This window comes from Vibrio makurazakiensis (assembly GCF_050337375.1).
GTDB classification, from domain to species: domain Bacteria; phylum Pseudomonadota; class Gammaproteobacteria; order Enterobacterales; family Vibrionaceae; genus Vibrio; species Vibrio makurazakiensis.
The window spans coordinates 94812-113152 of sequence record NZ_JAKJSW010000017.1; the positions used below are offsets into that span (position 1 = coordinate 94812).

Below are 18341 nucleotides of genomic sequence, written 5' to 3' on the forward strand. Positions count from 1 at the left end.
TAAAGGACACCGCTAGGATGGCGATGAAGAAAATGGAAATAGGTTAAAGGATTTAACCAGAGTCAAGGATAGATGCAGGGAGCACCTTATCTCGAAGAGATAAATAGTAGCAGGATGACTACGAAAGAACTTAACCCCGTTAGGCGAAAGCTTAACGGGGTTTCCTTTTTCTAGGGCTTTATTTTTGGTCATCAACCTAACGTTCGCTTTCTTGTCGAATCATTGAGTCATATCCACAGCTCTCTAGTTATCTAATAGTTCACGGTATTTTTGCTTGCTGAGCTAGCCTGAAACGCACTGAACGCGATTTCATCAGAATTTCGATACGTAATAAATTGGAGCCTGAGGAAAACGGAAGTATAGTTTCATCAGATGGGTAGAAATCAACTTTTCACATGCTCACTCTCTACGCTATCAAAAAAGCTATACAACACTTATAGATACTCAAGGTTATTGAATTGAAAACCAAACTTATCACCCGAGAAGGCTACAACAAACTTAAAGCCGAACATGACCATCTATGGCACGAAAAGCGACCTGAAATTACGAAAATTGTAACTTGGGCTGCAGGCCTTGGTGATCGTTCTGAAAATGCAGACTATACGTTCAATAAGCGTTTACTTCGTCAAATCGACCGCCGTGTACGTTTTCTGCGTAAATTCTTACCTGATGTCACCATTGTTGATTACTCGCCGCAGCAGGAAGGAAAAGTGTTCTTCGGGGCTTGGGTCGAGATTGAAAATGAAGATGGTGAGGTCAAAAAGTTTCGGATTGTTGGTCCTGAAGAGATTTATGGAGATGCTAAGGGCTACATCTCTATTGATTCCCCGATGGCTCGTGCCTTGCTTAAAAAGGAAGTGGATGATGAGTTTGTCGTGAGGACACCGGAAGGGGACAAAGAGTGGTTCGTGAATTCAATCTCATACAATAAGTCTTAATGACTTGATGATCTCGCTTGTTTATTGATGAGTTCTTTTGCCGTTTATTCTCTCACTCTTTCATGAGATTAATAATTTCACCAGAGCTTAAAGCCTTACAGAATAAGTAGTGTAGGTGTACACCAAGTTTATTTACTATTTCCTAGTATGCTGATTCTGGTATTGAACTCAGTCTTGTCTATATAGAAGTCTGTATATTACTCCATTTTTATTTTAATGAGAAAAGAGCTTTTCGGTGCCGATGCTTGTTGGACTAAATATCCGCTATTGATAAAGTAGATAAAAGATTAAATAGACATTCCTCAAAGTCTTAAACAGGGAATGTTGTATTAATTTTCAATTAGACCTTTACAAAGGGTGGATAATGACTAATAATGGCCTCGCTCTGTTGTTCAGAGTTATTAAATGAAACATCCAGTTGTAAAAGTAAAACCCTCAGAATTCCTTCGTTATTGTTGTTGTCCTCAGTGTTTCCCTTAGCTTCATAGATACATTAAATAATTCAAGCTCTCAGCGCATCGCATTTTCGCGATTAATTTTTATTTTATATAAGGGACACAACATGTCTAACAAAACAAACGGCGTAGTAAAGTGGTTTAACGAAGAGAAAGGTTTTGGTTTTCTAACTCAAGACAACGGCGGTGCTGACGTATTCGTTCACTTCCGTGCAATCGCTTCTGAAGGTTTCAAGACTCTTAAAGAAGGCCAGCAAGTGTCTTTCGAAGTAGAGCAAGGCCAAAAAGGTCTTCAAGCTGCAAACGTTGTAGCTGTATAAGATTTAAAGTAGGCGCAAGTGGTAGATTACTGCTTGCGTCACTTTCCCCCTCTCCATAGTAATTATTTATAACTCCTCTCGAAAATATCCAACATTATTCCAATACATCTTTGTATTTGTCGTTACGCTTCTTATTTACTTCGTTTTTATAAATAAAATTTTATTAATATATTTCACTAGTAGTATTTAAATATACTGCAGGCTTCGTTATATCTGACGAAAATAAATAAGGACTCATTATGTCTCGTTCAATCAGTCGTAAACTTTTTTGGTTTCAACAAAAAAGACAAAAACAAACAATGAATAAAAAGTAGGAATAATATGAAGATTACATTTAACTTATTTAAAGATAACCTTTCTTGGGATGGCATTATTCACCAACTTAATAGTGATATTTTAAGACGCCACGTGCTGGTGAACGGAAATGTTGATGACATGCACATGAAATTTTCATACTGCGAAATGACCTTAACGGGAAGCATTACCGATCAACATAACGGTCTTCTTGGTGACTTTAGTATTCTAGCTTAACGAACCTACACATAGGTAGTAGCTGCCTGTCGCAGCTTCATTTTATACTCCTTTCTCCACCATAAATCTGCACACTACGACTCTACAAATTTTGCTTGTTATCAGATTCTTAGGTTTGCGCCTTCCATTGCTGAATTCTTTGAGAGCACACCACACCGATTCTCCCTCGTCGCTAACTTATGAGCATCTCTAGATAACCCTCTCGTCACAAAAAATCTGTTCTTTCACCAGTTTTTCATAACCCTCGCGAGTAATTGAGTTTGTTTTCATAACTCTGACTTAGTTAAATCATGTTCTAAGATAGAATATATAGATAGGCAACATACGTTAACAATTCTTTGGGCGACATTTGCGCTAAGAATGTTACATTTTTAATGCCTTACCCCAAATCTTAAATTTCAGGCGTAAGTTTTTCATAGGTGGAATCATTACATGCAAGAAAATTATAAAATTTTAGTGGTCGATGATGATGCTCGTTTGCGTGCATTACTAGAACGTTATTTGTCAGAGCAGGGCTTCCAAGTCCGTAGCGTGGCAAACAGTGAGCAAATGGACCGCCTACTAACGCGTGAAAATTTTCATTTAATGGTCTTAGATTTAATGTTGCCAGGTGAAGATGGTTTGTCGATCTGTCGTCGTCTGCGTAATGCTAACAATATGCTGCCGATTTTGATGCTCACTGCGAAAGGTGACGAAGTCGATCGTATTGTTGGTTTAGAAGTTGGTGCTGATGACTACTTACCTAAACCATTCAACCCTCGTGAACTGCTTGCTCGTATTAAGGCAGTAATGCGTCGTCAGGTGATTGAAGCGCCGGGTGCCCCGAGTGCCGAAGAGTCTATGGTTGAATTCGGTGAATTCCGTTTAAATTTAGGTACTCGTGAAATGTTCCGTGGTGAGGATCCAATGCCTCTCACTTCTGGTGAGTTTGCGGTATTGAAATCTCTAGTGACTAACGCGCGTGAGCCAATGTCGCGTGATAAGTTAATGAATATGGCGCGTGGCCGTGAATATTCCGCAATGGAACGCTCAATTGACGTGCAGATCTCTCGTTTACGTCGAATGCTTGAAGAAGATCCAAGTAAACCTCGCTATATTCAAACCGTGTGGGGTTTGGGTTACGTATTTGTCCCTGATGGCAAAGCGGTATAAATCACCTCATTACGTATTACTAACCCCTGTTCATGAATAGGGGTTAGAGTCTTCCAGATCAACCTCATGGTTAAGGTCTTCTATGCGAATCCGTAGTTCATTTACTCAATCTATAGCCCTCTTTCTTACTCTTCTTATTGCTAGCCAAGTTTTCTCTTATTACGCCGTGTTTAATTACGCTTTGATGCCGAGTTTGCAGCAATTTAATAAGATTTTGGCGCATGAACTTAACTTAGTGCTAGACGAGAGTAGTGATCATGAACTTCAAATGGATGCGCCATTGCGTCGACGTGTTCTCGAACAATTAGGTGTGACAGTACATGCTAAAGAAAGCCCCGTTGCTGAAGAGTATTACCACGCGATGTCGATTGATTTGATGAGCGAGGAAATGACTAAGGAGCTGGGTTCAAATACTGAAGTGCGTTTAATCCTAGGCGCTGAAAGTTATGTGCTGTGGATGGATATTGATGCGTTACCTAATTCCTTAATCCGTATCCCTTTATCAGAACTGCAAGAAGAAGATTTTGCTCCCCTGTTTCGCAATAGCTTGATCATGGCATTGTTGATTATTGCTGGTGGTTGGTTATTCATTCGTTTGCAAAACCGCCCTTTGATTGCATTAGAGAAAGCGGCGAAAGATGTCGGGCGTGGAGAAATTCCCCCGCCGTTACCTGAAAAAGGTGCCTCTGAAATTCGTTCTGTAACACGTGCTTTTAATCGTATGTCAAAAGGCATCCAAGAGCTTGAAGAAGATAGAGCATTGTTGATGGCGGGTATTAGTCATGATCTGAGAACGCCACTCACGCGTATTCGTTTAGCGACAGAAATGATGTCACCAGAAGATGGGTATTTAGCTGAAGGTATTATTAGCGATACAGAAGAATGTAATGAGATCATCAGCCAATTCATGGACTATTTAAAACCGGTTGATAAGAACTCATTTCAGTCGGTATATCTTGATGATATTTCAAGTGAAGTTGCAGGCGCAGAAGGTGGCTATGAGGTTCAGATAGAGACGGATATTGCGGCGATAATGAAACCTGCCTTAGGAAACCCTATTGCGATTAAGCGTGCGGTGAGTAACTTAGTTGTGAATGCACTGCGTTATGGTAATGGTTGGGTGAAGATATCTGCGGGAATGACGGCGGATAATAAACTCGCTTGGGTGACCATCGAAGATAACGGTCCGGGTATCCCACAAGATCAAATAGGTAAGCTGTTTGAACCTTTCACCCGTGGTGATACTGCTCGGGGTAGTGAAGGTACAGGGCTTGGTCTGGCAATCGTGAAGCGTATTGTTAGCCAACATCAAGGCTCTGTGTCTGTGAACAACCGCAGCCAGGGCGGCTTAAAAGCACAGATCAGTTTCCCTGTTGCCAGTAAGTAAACTAGCGTGATATGCGATAAAAAAGCAAAAGGCTTCATTATTGAAGCCTTTTTTGATCTTGGGTTTAGGGAGATAAAACAGAGCTTTAAGCTTAAGCAGAACCTTAAGCTTTGGAGTAAACATCCCGTTCGCCGAGCCAGCGCTGAATAATCGCCTGTGCGTTGTCAGGGTATTGGTCATGAATGTGGCGAGCAATACGCTGCACTTCTGGGATTAAGCGCTGATCGCGCATTAGGTCCGCAATTTTAAAGTCAGCTAAACCTGTCTGCTTCGTTCCGAGTAGCTCGCCGGGTCCACGGATTTCTAAATCCTTCTGAGCAATCACGAAACCATCGTTACTTTCACGTAGCACCCCTAAACGCTTTTGAGCGGTTTTAGATAAAGGTGAGTGATACAGCAGCACGCAGTGACTTGCTACTGAGCCACGACCTACACGGCCTCTTAATTGGTGTAATTGGGCTAAGCCGAGTCTTTCTGGGTTCTCGATGATCATCAAGCTGGAATTTGGAACATCTACACCTACCTCAATCACCGTCGTGGCGACTAATAGATGCAGCTTGTTGTCTTTGAATTCTTGCATCACCGCTTGCTTTTCGRCGGGCTTCATTCGCCCATGCACCAAACCAATTTTTACGTCGGGCAGGATTCGCTGTAATTCCTCAGCAGTATCTGCAGCAGCTTGTGCTTCTAGAACTTCGGATTCATCGATTAAAGTGCATACCCAATAGGCTTGCTTGCCTTCATTTAGGCAGGCATTACGTACACGTTGAATTATGTCATCGCGTTTAGTATCAGGTAGCGCTACCGTTTGAATTGGGGTTCTTCCGGGTGGTAGCTCATCAATCACAGAGGTTTCTAAGTCTGCGTAAGCGGTCATAGCTAATGTTCTAGGGATTGGTGTTGCCGTCATCACTAGTTGATGTGGGTAATAACCCTGCTTAGCTCCTTTCTCTCGCAATTCTAATCGTTGGTGAACGCCAAACCGGTGCTGCTCATCAATGATCACGAAGGCAAGGTTCTTAAATTCAACATGTTCCTGAAAAAGAGCGTGAGTTCCTACTACCATTTGCGCTTCGCCATTGGCAATTCGTGCTAATTCTTTTTCTCTCGCTTTGCCTTTTAACTTACCCGCTAGCCAGCCAACTTGGATACCCATCGCTTCGAACCAATTTGCGAAGTTAATCGCGTGTTGCTCAGCCAATAGCTCAGTAGGAGCCATAAGAGCGACTTGTTGCCCATGCTCAAGTGCGTGTACCGCAGCTAATGCTGCCACTAAGGTTTTTCCTGATCCTACATCGCCTTGTACTAAGCGCATCATTGGGTGCGGTTTAGTAAGGTCAGCCTCGATCTCCTTTACTACTCGTGCTTGCGCGTTAGTTGGTGAGAAAGGCAGTTGGTCGAGTAGTTTCTGCTTGAGTTCTTTAGCTGGGGGCAAAGGTAATGCTGCATCTAATTGGCCTTTGGTTCTCACGGACAGCATTGATAAGTTTTGTGCCAATAACTCTTCCATAATCAAACGCAGTTGAGCTGGGTGCTTACCTTCATCAAACTGTTCTAAATCGATAGAAGGAGGCGGACGGTGGATAGTATGCAGAGCTTCACCAAGCGTAATTTGATGATCATATAGGCCGGAAGGGAGTAATTCTTTTACTGCTGCTTTATCTAATAAAGCCAAAGCTTGATCGGTAAGGTTACGCAGTGTGACTTGTCTTAAACCTTCTGTGGTTGGGTAAACAGGTGTTAGATTCGCGTCAACATCAGGTTGCTGTCGTGGTGCAAAGAATTTGTAGTCAGGGTGAACAATCTCAAGCCCCATATTACCGCGTTTAATTTCACCATAGGCATGCACTAGCTTACCTTCGGTAAAGTTGTTTTTTATGCCTGCGGTAAAATTGAAAAATCGTAAAGTGATGGTGCCATTTCCGTCACTGATCTTTACCGTAAGCATCTTACGTTTGCCGAAAATCGTGTCTACGTTCATCACTTTACCTTGCACTGCCGCCCATAAGCCTGCATGAAGCTTTGCTATTGGGTAAATACGGGTGCGGTCTTCGTAGCGGAGCGGTAAGTGAAATAGCAAATCTTGTACGTTGCACAGCCCAACTTTTTCTAATTTTTCGGCGACTTTTGCTCCGACACCAGACAGTGAAGTAAGTGAAATAGCAGATAACAGCTGTGACATAACGGGCTCGTAAACGTATGAGTGACAAGCTATTCAATCATTTTACTGGATTTTTGTACAGGCTGGATTTGTATCGATTGAGTCGAATTATCGAGTAATAAATACAAAAATGCCCCGAGTACCAAAGTACTTAGGGCATCTTTTCTAACAGATAGAGTTAGCTTAGTTCTTACGGCGTCTTACTTTTAGTGCATGTGGCATCACACGCAGCTTTTTCATAATACTCGCAAGGTGAACTCGATCTTTGGTTGTCAGCAAAATTGTTACTGTATACAAGCGTCCATCACGTTCTTCTGTTGAAATACCGTGAATGTTAGAGCCTGTCTTCGAGATAACATTGGTTAACTCTGCAAGAGCACCTTGGTGGTTCTGCAAATCAACCTGAAGTTCAGCTGTGAACTCTTGATCGTAATCGTCAGACCATTCTACTGCCATGTACTTGTCTGGTTCTTTTTGGTAGCCGCGAACATTTGGACATGTTTCACGGTGAACCACAAGACCACGACCTGGAGATACGTGAGCAATGATGTGATCGTCTGGGATCGGGTGACAACAGTTAGCAAACGTTAGAAGTAAGCCTTCAGCACCACGGATAGGAAGTTTCTTCCTTGGTGTTCCGCTGTTGTCTTCGACTTCAGTCAATTCATCTGCATCACCTAATAGACGACGAGCAATCACGATACTCATGAGCTCACCAAGGCCAATCGATGCTAGTAGATCATCCAATTCACCTAAACGCAGTTCAGATAGAACGTGATCAACATTTTCCTGACTTACATCACTTACTGACTTTTCACCCAGTGCGTGGTTCAGTAGTCGGCGACCAAGCGTGATAGATTCTTCGCGGCGCATGGTTTTAAGAACCTGACGGATCTTAGTTCGAGCACGTGAAGTCACCACGTAATTGAGCCATGCTGCATTCGGGCGAGCGCCCGGAGCACTGATGATCTCAATGGTTTGACCATTTTTAAGCGACTTGCTGAGTGGGTATGGGTTCATGTCGACACGAGCCCCTACACACATGTTGCCGACATCGGTATGTACTGCGTAAGCAAAATCAACCGCTGTCGCGCCCGCAGGAAGTTCGACAATGCGACCTTTCGGTGTGAAGACGAAGATCTCATCTGGGAACAGATCAGATTTAACGTTTTCAATAAATTCGAAGGAGTTACCTGCGCTTTGTTGAAGCTCAAGTAAGCTCTGCATCCAACGTTGTGCTTTAACCTGTGCGGTTGTACCGTTGCTGCGCGAACCATTACCTTTGTAAGACCAGTGAGCCGCGACACCTTTGTCTGCCATTTGGTCCATATCTTCAGTACGGATTTGCACTTCTACTGGAACCCCATGAGGGCCAATCATTGAAGTGTGCAGAGATTGGTAGCCGTTGGCTTTTGGAACCGCAATGTAATCTTTCATGCGGCCAGGACGTGGCTTGTACAAGCTATGAGCCTGACCAAGTGCACGGTAGCAATTATCTGGGCTATCAACGACAACACGGAAAGCGTAGATGTCCATAATGGTGTGGAAGCGCTGCTCTTTGGTTTTCATCTTGTTATAGATAGAGAACAGGTTTTTCTCACGACCAAGTACGCGAGCTGGCAAACCGACTTCTTCAAGGCGGCCTTCAATTTCGCTATGGATACGTTGGATCATTTCCTTACGGTTACCACGCGCAGCTTTCACTACGTTTTTAAGTACGCGATAACGGTTAGGGTAGAGTGCTTCAAAGCCTAACTCTTCCAGTTCAGTCTTAATGTTATGAATACCAAGACGGTGAGCAAGGGGAGAGTAGATCTCTAAAGTTTCACGTGCAATACGGCGCTTTTTATCAGGGCGGAGTGCCCCAAGCGTACGCATGTTATGAGTTCGGTCGGCTAATTTGATCAAGATAACGCGGATGTCTTGCACCATGGCGAGAACCATTTTACGGAAGTTCTCTGCTTGCGCTTCTTTGCGATCACGAAATTTAAGCTTATCCAGCTTAGATACACCATCAACTAGTTCAGCAACCGTTGTGCCGAATTGAGCTTCTAGTTCCTCTTTTGTAACTTCAGTATCTTCAATTACATCGTGGAGTAGAGCTGCTTGCAGGGTTTCAATATCAAGGCGCATTTCGGCCAAAATACGAGAAACAGCAACTGGGTGGATAATGTATGGTTCACCGCTTGAGCGGGTTTGCCCTTCATGGGCGTCTCTCGCTACCACATAAGATTGACGCAGAGCCTCAACTTGAGGCTCTGTTAGGTATTCTTGGGCAACGTCTTTGAGGCTATCGAATAGATACAAATTATAGGCCCGGCAGGTTAATTAGTTCGAATGACGTTATTAACGAGTGTGAGCGATGCTGCTTACTGCTGCAAGTTCAGCCGCTTCTTGCTCTTGTTGCTCTTGACGTTCACGAGCGTCTAGTACGTCTTTAGTGATAAGACCTTCTTCGATTTCGCGAAGAGCGATAACCGTTGGCTTATCGTTTTCTTCAGGCACTAGTGAATCTTTACCGCCAGTTTGCATTTGACGTGCGCGGCGAGCCGCAATAAGAACTAGGTCGAAACGGTTGCCAACTTTTTCAACAGCGTCTTGAACAGTTACGCGTGCCATGAGGACTCCAAATAGTAATTAACTAATAAATTTTTGATGACGAGAAAGTATACAAGTTTAACTAGAGACTTTCTAGCTCACCGTATACTTATCTCAATGGAAAATCTAGCTGTTCTAGATTATTCCGCCAGTAGAGCGGTAAGCATGCCGCTGTATTTAGCCGCTTGCTTATCTTCTTTTAAGCGTTCCGCACGGATGATTGCTCTGAAGTCCATTAAGGCTGCATCAAAGTCATCATTTACGATCACATAGTCATACTCACTGTAGTGAGAGATTTCTGATTTCGCTTCACTCATGCGTTTCGCAATAACTTCTGCACTATCTTGGCCACGAACATTCAAACGACGCTCTAACTCACCATTAGATGGTGGAAGAATGAATACACTCTTCGCTTGAGGCATTTGTTCACGGATCTGACGCGCACCTTGCCAGTCGATATCTAGGAATACATCAATTCCGCGATCTAGGTTTTCTTCAATCCAAACGCGTGATGTACCGTAGTAGTTGCCGAATACTTCAGCGTACTCTAGGAACTCACTTTTACCGATTAGGTCTTCAAAGTGGTGTTTTTCTACGAAATGGTAGTGAACACCATTTTCTTCACCAGGACGCATGCCGCGAGTGGTATGAGAAACAGATACCTTCATCGCGTAGGTTGGATTGGTTTCTAGCATTGCTGAGATCAAGCTCGACTTACCTGCGCCACTAGGTGCAGATACGATGTAAAGAGTACCTTTGCCCATCTGTATATTTCCACTGTTGGTTGGATTGAATGCGGGCTGACAAGCCGACATTTAGATAGTTCCGACACTTATTTCTCATTTAAACTTAGCAAAAAGTAGTGCCAGTTGATGAATTTTAGGTCGGAAAAATGGAGGCGAAGAGTAGCATATTTCGATCTTATAGGACAACAAACTTGATCGTTATTTGCTCCTTATGATCTTCGCGATGATCATTTTGATAAGTCATAGCCGTGCAATAAAATGTAATGAGTATTAAATTCTGTGATCGGTATAAATAATTGTTGAACTTTTAATCGAAACTCTTACAATTCGCGCAAACGATTAAATGCTGTATATATCTAGTGATATGGACTAGATGTTTCTACTACCGAGCCTACCTTGGTGACTACAGTTTTTAGTGTAGGGATACGTCTATCCTCACAGCATTTGAATCAATTATTTCTTAATTTATTGCAAAGGTTTCGTTGTGAGTACTGATTCGACCCTTAAAGCCCAGAAGTCTTCTGGAATGCTTGATTCAATGTTTAAAATCACGGAAAGAAAAACCAATATTAGCACGGAGCTATACGCAGGTTTTATTACCTTTTTAGCAATGAGTTATATTTTGGCTGTGAATCCAGCAATCTTGGGTGGTATCCCTGGGATGGATAAAGGCGCGGTGTTTACGGCGACTGCACTGTCAGCTGCTATCGCAACTTTGATTATGGGCATTTGGGGTAACTACCCTGTGATGCTTGCACCAGGTATGAGCATGAATGGCTTCTTTAAAGGTATGCTTTTAAGTGGCTCCGTTGCTTTGCTGTGGAATGAAGCGCTATTTGGTATTTTCCTATCGGGCATTCTTTATCTTGCCTTCTCGATGACCAATATTCGTAAGTCGATGATTGAGTCTATTCCTGAAGATTTAAAGTTGGCGATCACCGTTTCCCTCGGCCTCTTCATCGCTTTCCTTGGCTTAAAAAATGCGGGCATTATTGTTTCTAACCCGTTTGTTTTAGTTGGCTTAGGCGATATCTCTAACCCGACGGTTATCATTGCTTACATCAGCATCTTCATTGCTCTAGGTTGTATGGTTCGTGATATTAAGCTCGCGACGTTTATTTCTTTCATCTCAGCGATTGTACTGACGATTCTTGCGGATGTTTTCCTAGGTACATCTAATGCACCGATTCCAGAACAGCTAGTGTCTATGCCACCAAGTATGTCTGGTACGTTTGGTGCTATTTTTGATTTCTCTCACCTAACCGCAGAGAAGATGTTTGATTTACTGTTTGTTGTCATGATCTTCCTTATCGTCGATTTCTTCGATGGCTTGAGTACGATTGTTGGCGTAGGTCGTGATGCGGGCATTATCGATAAAGATGGCAAAGTACCGAATGCGAAGTCTGCGCTCGTGGCTGACGCTGGTGGTACAGTGATTGGTTCTGTTTTAGGTACTACTTCAATTACCGCATTCTCAGAGTCGGGTATTGCTTCTTCTCAAGGTGCTAAAACGGGCTTAGCTGCGGTTATTGTGGCTGGTTTATTCCTTGTTTCATTATTCTTGTACCCGCTGTTTTCTATTTTCTCAGCAGCGATGGTTGCTCCAGCTATGGTCGTGGTCGGTATTTACATGGTGGGTCGCCTTGGCCAGATTAACTGGGAGAAGAAAGAGTCACGCATTGCGGCATTCTTTACCATTATGTTTACGGTTCTTAGCTTTTCGCCAGCGAATGGTATGGCAATGGGCTTTATTAGCTACTCATTCACTATGGTTGTTGCAGGTAAAGGTAAAGAGGTGCACCCACTGATTTACATCCTGTCTGTTATTTTCCTAGCGTATTTGGTTTTGCTATAAACTAGAACGATGAAGTAACGCGATAAGCGGTTTTTGAATGGCTTTGCATTAGGTGCAAAGCCATTTTTATTTTTACACTCATTTACTTCTACTGTTACAAGTTCACAGTTCGTCTAAAGTCTTATTCTTCAGGTAAAAATCTACACTTCATTGTAAAGCCGCTTTCATTTAAGCATGTTAAAATAGCGGCAGATTTATTTTTAAATAAGAGCTGACATGCCTTCTCATTTACCCCAATCTTTTAGTAAACCATTCCTTAAAATATTCTATGCACTAGAAGCGGTTCTGCTAGTCGCAATTACTTTGGCAACCTTGTTTGCGATGGTTGAAGAGTTTATGCACGTCTTTTCTGAAAGACGCGTGCAACTGACTGATATCTTATTGATGTTTATTTACTTAGAAGTGTTGGCGATGGTTCAGCAGTTTGTAGTAAACGGTAAAATTCCAGTTCGATACCCAATTTATATCGCGATGATGGCGATTGCTCGTTACATCACCTTAGGTATGAAAGAGTTGGATGCCACTTTAGTTGTATGGTTATCAGTCGCGGCATTTATCTTAGCTGCAGCCACATTACTGATCCGAGTTGGGYATCATTACTGGCCGTATGTCGATAGAAGAACTCAAGAACCAGATGAGTAAAATCGCCGCTTTCTAAATGTGTAGACAAAGGTGGCGTTAGAAAGACCCTGATAAAAAGAAACCCAGCGTAGTGCTGGGTTTCGTGTTTTTAGCTTTCAGCTATTGGACTATTCAACATTCTGGATCTGAACTCATAAAGTAAGTTTAAGTTTATGTTTTTAATTAATTATTTCTTTATTTTTCTTGATTTTGTCACCACTTTTGTCACCACTTGATGCTTGGTCATCTCTATACTTGAAACCTACAACTGGAGTTAGGAGGTCAGATACGCTATAGGCTAGTGCAATTTTGCGCTATAGCTCTTTTATTCATAGTGGCTGATATAAAGCATAGTGCAGTACAATGTAGACCATCTAAGCACCTTTTGTGCTTGAAAAATAATATAAATTGGTTTGAAGCAGAACTATGCAATTAACTTTCCCCCAACTAGAAAGACATCTATTTAGCGCAGCAGACATACTTCGTGGCACAATTGACGTGTTCGAATTTAAAGAACATATCTTGGGCATGCTGCTTTTAAAACGTTGCTCAGATACTTTTGAAGAACGCCGTGAAGAAGTTATCAAATCGCAGCTTGAGAAGGGTAAAAGTCAACAAGAAGCCGAGATAATTGCCGAAACTAAAATGTGGTACAAAAAGACTTTTTATGTACCTCCGACTTCTCGTTGGGATTATCTAGCTAAAGAGGCACATGAAAATGTTGGTACTTTCTTAAATGAAGCACTTGGTGGGCTAGAGCAAGGTAATAACTCGCTTCAAGATGTATTAGAGTACATCGACTTTAACCGTAGAGTTGGTAGAAGAGCATTGCCAGATAGGCAGCTTCGTGAATTTTTTAATCATTTCAGCCAAGTTAACCTAGCCGATAAGAGCCTAGAAAATTCAGAAGTACTAGGTGAAGCCTTTGAATCATTATTAGGCTATTTTGCCGAAAGTGCAGGAAAAAAAGCTGGAGAGTTTCATACCCCAAGAGCGATAGCACAGTTGTTGGTGAATCTCGCAAATCCTCTAAATGGTAGCACTATCTATGATCCTTGTTGTGGCTCTGCTGGGATGTTAATTGAAACCCAGAAGTATATTGGCCGTGATAAAGGTGATAACTGTAATATTGAGCTTTATGGGCAAGAGGTGGTAGGTACAACGTGGTCAATGGCAAAAATGAACCTGCTATTTTCAGGGGCGCCAATAAGTAACCTTGCGCATGATAATACGTTAGTAAACCCTGCTCATGTTAACAATAATGGCTCACTAATTCAGTTTGACAGAGTGATATCAAACCCTCCCTTTTCCTGTAATTTTGGTACTAGAGAACAAAATTTAAACCTCGATTTTAAATTCCCCGAAAGGTTTAAATATGGTGCAGTACCACTTGGTTCTAAAAAAGCTGATTTAATGTTTTTGCAACACATGCTCGCTACTTGCAAAGAAGACGGGAAAGTAGTCACGGTTATACCTTTTGGCGCTCTTTTTCGTAATGGCGATGAAAAACAAATCCGAGCAGGTATTATCGAGGATGATCTACTAGAAGCAGTTATCGCTCTGCCGTCAGGGTTGTTTTATGGTACGGGTATACCAGCTGCCATTTTAGTTCTGAACAAAAAAAAATCTGATGATAGAAAGCAGAAAACTTTATTTGTTGATGCTTCACATGACTATATGGAAGTTCGTTACGCGAACCGTTTACGCCCAGAAGATATCCAAAAAATCACCAATGCATATTTTTCTTATGCTACCGATGGAAGTTATTCGAAACTAATTTGCACAGAAGAGATACGTGAAAATGGCTATGACCTAAACGTAAGAGCTTATGTAGATAATTCACCTGTTTTGCGGAGGATAAATGAACTTAATGCTTACCATCAAGCTTTTCGGGAGTACGGCTTTTCCTCTAACCATAAAAACAGTGTTGTAAAGTCCATTGCCTCACCTCTAAGTAGCCCTAGATCAAACTCTATCGTTTTAAATCGAATGGCTAGAGGTTCGCAACAGTGTCTTGAACATGAAGAAATAGGCAATAGAAATAAGTCTAATTTCTTAGAAATTCAATTTGATGAAAAGATAGTTTCAAGTGCGTATGTAAAATTATTTTTTGAATCAGAATTGGGTAGGCTAACACTGTCCCACTTGCCTCGTGGTACGACGATGCCGATGTTAAATAGACAGAATGTAGAGAACTTAACAATATTTATCCCTGAAGAAAACGAACAAACTCGAATTATTGACTTGGCCCGGAAGTTAGATGTGGCGAGAGAACAACTTGCCATATATAAAACTGATCTACTTACAAAACCTGCACTTTATCAGGATGTTGAATCGAAGACAGATAGCTTCGTTTATGAGCTTTCTGTTCTGGATGAAGTTAATCGTGTAAGGCAACTAATTAAAATAAATGAAACTCAACGGATTGAATTTAAACAAACATTTTTTGCTAATGTTGATGACCTACAACACACTTTTCATAAAAGTGATAAAGAGTACAAGAAAAGGTGCAAAGCGGAGCAATATAAAATAGCTAAGAACATAGCAACGTTCCTAAATACGGATGGTGGTACATTATTAATTGGTGTTTCGGATGACAGCAAAGTATGCGGCATCGGTACAGAAATGATGCATATTGGCGAGGTGAAGCCGGAAGCTTACATAAAAAGGTTATCTCAAGATGTTGCCAATTTGATAGGTGAGAGAAACAACAAATGGTTGGAATACTCATCAGTGGAAGTAGACCACAAAACAATAGTCGTTGTTGACTGTAAAAGTGCTTCTAAGCCAGTGTTACTCCCACAAAAAGATAAAAAAGAGCCTACTGAATTTATCATTAGACGAGGTACAGCTTCAGTCACCCTCTTAGGCTATGAGCTGTTAGAATACATCGATTCACACTTTAAGAAGTAAAACTATGCCATTAACTCTATCTCAGTTAGAAAGACATCTATTCAATGCCGCCGATATACTGCGTGGCAAAATGGATGCATCAGAATTTAAAGAATACATTTTTGGTATGCTATTTTTAAAGCGTTGCTCAGATATCTTTGAAGAGCGCCGTGAAGAAGTTATCAAAGCGCAGCTTGAGAAAGGCAAAAGCCAAGCTGAAGCTGAAGAAATCGCTGAAACAAAAATGTGGTACAAGAAGACATTTTATGTGCCCCCCGCTTCGCGCTGGGATTACTTAGCGAAAAACGCGCATAAGAATGTTGGCAACTTCTTGAATGAAGCTCTTGGTGGCTTAGAGCAAGGTAATAGCTCGCTGCAAGATGTATTAGAGTACATCGACTTTAACCGTAAAATTGGTAAGAGTGCGATGCCAGATCGTAAGTTGCGAGAGCTCATTACTCACTTCAACAAACACAGACTTCGCAACCAAGATTTCGAATTCCCTGATCTACTTGGGGCAGCCTATGAGTATCTAATTGGTGATTTTGCTGACTCTGCGGGTAAAAAAGGTGGTGAATTCTATACCCCTCGTTCAGTAGTACGCCTAATGGTTCGGTTAATGAAACCAGAGCAAAAACATAAAGTGTATGATCCTTGTTGTGGTTCAGGCGGGATGCTCATTGCCTCAAAAGAATATATTGATGAGCAAGGTGGTGATGGTTATCTCCTAGATTGTTATGGTCAAGAAGCGGCTGGGACAGTGTGGTCAATTGCCAAAATGAACATGTTGCTACACGGTTTAACAACGAGCAGCTTGGAAAATGACGATACCTTAGAACATCCTCGTCATATGACTGATGGAAAATTGACTCAGTTCGATCGCATTCTTACTAATCCACCGTTTTCAATCAACTTTGGTACGAAAGATACCGATGATGATGGGCAGTTTATTTATCAGCCTGATCACCCAGAACGTTTTAAATATGGCCAAGTACCACTTGGTGCAAAAAAAGCGGACTTAATGTTTGTACAACATATGCTTGCTGTATGTGCTTCTGGTGGCCGAGTGGCTACTGTATTGCCTCATGGCGTGTTATTCCGCGGCGGAGAAGAGCAAGGTATTAGAGCTGGCATTATTAAAGATGATCTGCTTGAAGCTGTAGTCGGCCTGCCACCTAACTTATTTTACGGTACAGGTATTCCTGCTTGTATCATGATTTTTAGGCAGCAAGTCTCTGAGGGGGCCAATCCAGTCAGTGGTAAGCCTGAACATATGCAAGGTAAGGTGTTGTTTATTAATGCCGACAGAGAATACTTTGAAGGCCGTGCACAAAACTATTTAATGCCAGAGCATATTGAGCGCATCGCGTCTGTATTTGAAGCCTATGAAACAGGTGAATTAAAAGAAGATATTCCAGGGCTTACTGCAATTGTTAGCAACAAAAAGCTGGGTGAAGAAGGCTATAACCTAAACATTCGCCGTTATGCAGATAATTCGCCAGCGCCAGAGCTACATGATGTAAAAGCACATTTATTAGGTGGTATTCCTGATAGTGAGATAAACAGTAGAAAAGCGTTGTTTGATGCCCAAGGCTTAAAAGCTGAAGATATTTTTATCCCTAAAGCTGGTCAAAGTGGATATCAAGAATTCACATCGGTGATAGAGACTAAACAAGCTATCAAAACCACTGTGAATGAAAACGTTCATGTTGTTGCCAAAGAACAAGCCATGCGTGATGCTTTTGATGCTTGGTGGAATAATCACAAATTGAGTATTACTGCCCTTGCCAAAAATAAAGAATACGCCGCTCTCCGCAAAGAGCTAATCAACAGTTTTACGGAAAGCCTAAAACCTATCGGAATGTTAAGTGATGCTCAAGTCAGCGGCATGATAGCGGCGTTTTGGTATCAACAGCGTTATGACTTTTTAACTTTAATTGCACGAGACTCTAAAGGCGTAGTTGATGCATGGCGCACCAGCATTATTACCGCCATGGAAGATGGGAAAAGTAAATCAGACCCACTAGAGCACAAGCTAGTACGCTTTTTATTAGATGGATTTTTATCTGAACTGCAAAATTTACAACAACAAAAAACAGAGTTAGATGGCTCTATTAAAGCATTAACGACTAAATTACCTAAAGATGATGCTGATGAAGATAGTGATGAAAGTGATAGTACAGAAATCCTCTCGGCTGAAGAAGTCGCTCGTATCGAAAAGCAAATAAAAACCCAGAAGTCACAGCGAACTAAAGTCACTAAAAGCTTAAAAGCAAAAACGGAAGCTTTTGAAAGCGAGTTAAATACTAAAGTCGATGAGCTAGGCTCAGACGAGGCTGCCAAGTTAATCCTTAATATTCTTTATCAAGATATGCTAACAATTGTTGAGCGTTACCTTGCCACTGAGCGCCAGCAATTAATTGCAACTATAGAAAATTGGTGGGATAAATATCAGGTAACATTAACCCAGATAGAGTCTTCTCGAAACGACGCAGCAAAAGCGCTTAATGGGTATTTAGCGGGGTTGGGTTATGTTTGATTACCAATCATTATTAAACAGCTTACCCTCTGACTGGGAAACAAAAAAAATCACTGAATTAGGCACAGTTGTGAGTGGTGGCACACCATCAAGAGCAGTATCATCGTTCTGGCAAGGAAATACTCCTTGGTTAACACCTGGCGAAG

General features: G+C 41.8%; 13 protein-coding genes and 1 riboswitch. Of the genes, 9 read left to right on the forward strand and 4 right to left on the reverse strand.

Annotated features, from left to right (window positions below):
* Positions 1 to 458 precede the first annotated feature (458 nt).
* The 5 genes from greB (at position 459) to envZ (ending at position 4783) form a co-directional block, all read left to right on the forward strand.
* Positions 459 to 938, forward strand: a complete 480-nt coding sequence (gene greB, locus L4C33_RS01495) for a transcription elongation factor GreB (RefSeq protein ID WP_428810702.1) — start codon at positions 459 to 461, stop codon at positions 936 to 938.
* A 562-nt stretch (positions 939 to 1500) separates the two neighbouring features.
* A complete protein-coding gene (gene cspE / locus L4C33_RS01500; protein ID WP_017055634.1) occupies positions 1501 to 1713 on the forward strand; it encodes a transcription antiterminator/RNA stability regulator CspE in 213 nt (70 codons plus the stop codon).
* 321 nt (positions 1714 to 2034) lie between these two features.
* Positions 2035 to 2244, forward strand: a complete 210-nt coding sequence (locus tag L4C33_RS01505; RefSeq protein ID WP_428810703.1) for a hypothetical protein — start codon at positions 2035 to 2037, stop codon at positions 2242 to 2244.
* 432 nt (positions 2245 to 2676) lie between these two features.
* On the forward strand, positions 2677 to 3396 hold the full coding sequence (gene ompR, locus L4C33_RS01510) for an osmolarity response regulator transcription factor OmpR (protein WP_428810704.1): 720 nt from the start codon (positions 2677 to 2679) through the stop codon (positions 3394 to 3396).
* 82 nt (positions 3397 to 3478) lie between these two features.
* The gene (gene envZ, locus L4C33_RS01515) at positions 3479 to 4783 is read left to right on the forward strand and encodes a two-component system sensor histidine kinase EnvZ (protein ID WP_428810705.1); all 1305 of its coding nucleotides are present in this window, start codon (positions 3479 to 3481) and stop codon (positions 4781 to 4783) included.
* 103 nt (positions 4784 to 4886) lie between these two features.
* Here envZ and recG read toward each other — a convergent pair whose 3' ends face one another.
* The 4 genes from recG to gmk all read right to left on the reverse strand — a co-directional run bounded on the left by recG (position 4887) and on the right by gmk (position 10306).
* The gene (recG, locus tag L4C33_RS01520) at positions 4887 to 6965 is read right to left on the reverse strand and encodes an ATP-dependent DNA helicase RecG (RefSeq protein ID WP_428810706.1); all 2079 of its coding nucleotides are present in this window, start codon (positions 6963 to 6965) and stop codon (positions 4887 to 4889) included.
* Between the two features lie 162 nt (positions 6966 to 7127).
* Complete coding sequence (spoT, locus tag L4C33_RS01525) at positions 7128 to 9251, reverse strand: bifunctional GTP diphosphokinase/guanosine-3',5'-bis pyrophosphate 3'-pyrophosphohydrolase (protein ID WP_428810707.1); 2124 nt, start codon at positions 9249 to 9251, stop codon at positions 7128 to 7130.
* A gap of 39 nt (positions 9252 to 9290) precedes the next feature.
* The gene (gene rpoZ / locus L4C33_RS01530; RefSeq protein ID WP_009848003.1) at positions 9291 to 9563 is read right to left on the reverse strand and encodes a DNA-directed RNA polymerase subunit omega; all 273 of its coding nucleotides are present in this window, start codon (positions 9561 to 9563) and stop codon (positions 9291 to 9293) included.
* Positions 9564 to 9682: 119 nt separating this feature from the next.
* Entirely contained in the window at positions 9683 to 10306 is a 624-nt protein-coding gene (gene gmk / locus L4C33_RS01535; protein WP_428810717.1) for a guanylate kinase, read from the reverse strand.
* A 308-nt stretch (positions 10307 to 10614) separates the two neighbouring features.
* A riboswitch (purine riboswitch) is annotated at positions 10615 to 10714 on the forward strand.
* A 58-nt stretch (positions 10715 to 10772) separates the two neighbouring features.
* Here gmk and L4C33_RS01540 point away from each other — a divergent pair.
* The 4 genes from L4C33_RS01540 (at position 10773) to L4C33_RS01555 (ending at position 18195) form a co-directional block, all read left to right on the forward strand.
* Entirely contained in the window at positions 10773 to 12143 is a 1371-nt protein-coding gene (locus L4C33_RS01540; protein WP_428810708.1) for an NCS2 family permease, read from the forward strand.
* Between the two features lie 216 nt (positions 12144 to 12359).
* Positions 12360 to 12785, forward strand: coding sequence for a phosphate-starvation-inducible protein PsiE (locus L4C33_RS01545; RefSeq protein ID WP_428810709.1), 426 nt, complete (start codon positions 12360 to 12362; stop codon positions 12783 to 12785).
* Between the two features lie 405 nt (positions 12786 to 13190).
* Positions 13191 to 15677: an N-6 DNA methylase gene (locus L4C33_RS01550; protein WP_428810710.1), complete on the forward strand. Its 2487-nt coding sequence runs from the start codon at positions 13191 to 13193 to the stop codon at positions 15675 to 15677.
* A 4-nt stretch (positions 15678 to 15681) separates the two neighbouring features.
* Positions 15682 to 18195 (forward strand): type I restriction-modification system subunit M, encoded by a 2514-nt coding sequence (locus L4C33_RS01555; RefSeq protein ID WP_428810711.1) that lies wholly within the window; start codon positions 15682 to 15684, stop codon positions 18193 to 18195.
* The last annotated feature ends 146 nt before the right edge of the window (positions 18196 to 18341 follow it).

What these genes read in the sequence shown, in the direction of transcription:
- cspE (WP_017055634.1), top strand. Translation starts at nt 1,501, where the DNA reads ATGTCTAACAAAACAAACGGCGTAGTAAAGTGGTTTAACGAAGAGAAA.
- L4C33_RS01505 (WP_428810703.1), top strand. Translation starts at nt 2,035, where the DNA reads ATGAAGATTACATTTAACTTATTTAAAGATAACCTTTCTTGGGATGGC.
- ompR (WP_428810704.1), top strand. Translation starts at nt 2,677, where the DNA reads ATGCAAGAAAATTATAAAATTTTAGTGGTCGATGATGATGCTCGTTTG.
- envZ (WP_428810705.1), top strand. Translation starts at nt 3,479, where the DNA reads ATGCGAATCCGTAGTTCATTTACTCAATCTATAGCCCTCTTTCTTACT.
- rpoZ (WP_009848003.1), bottom strand. Translation starts at nt 9,563, where the DNA reads ATGGCACGCGTAACTGTTCAAGACGCTGTTGAAAAAGTTGGCAACCGT.
- gmk (WP_428810717.1), bottom strand. Translation starts at nt 10,306, where the DNA reads ATGGGCAAAGGTACTCTTTACATCGTATCTGCACCTAGTGGCGCAGGT.
- L4C33_RS01550 (WP_428810710.1), top strand. Translation starts at nt 13,191, where the DNA reads ATGCAATTAACTTTCCCCCAACTAGAAAGACATCTATTTAGCGCAGCA.
- L4C33_RS01555 (WP_428810711.1), top strand. Translation starts at nt 15,682, where the DNA reads ATGCCATTAACTCTATCTCAGTTAGAAAGACATCTATTCAATGCCGCC.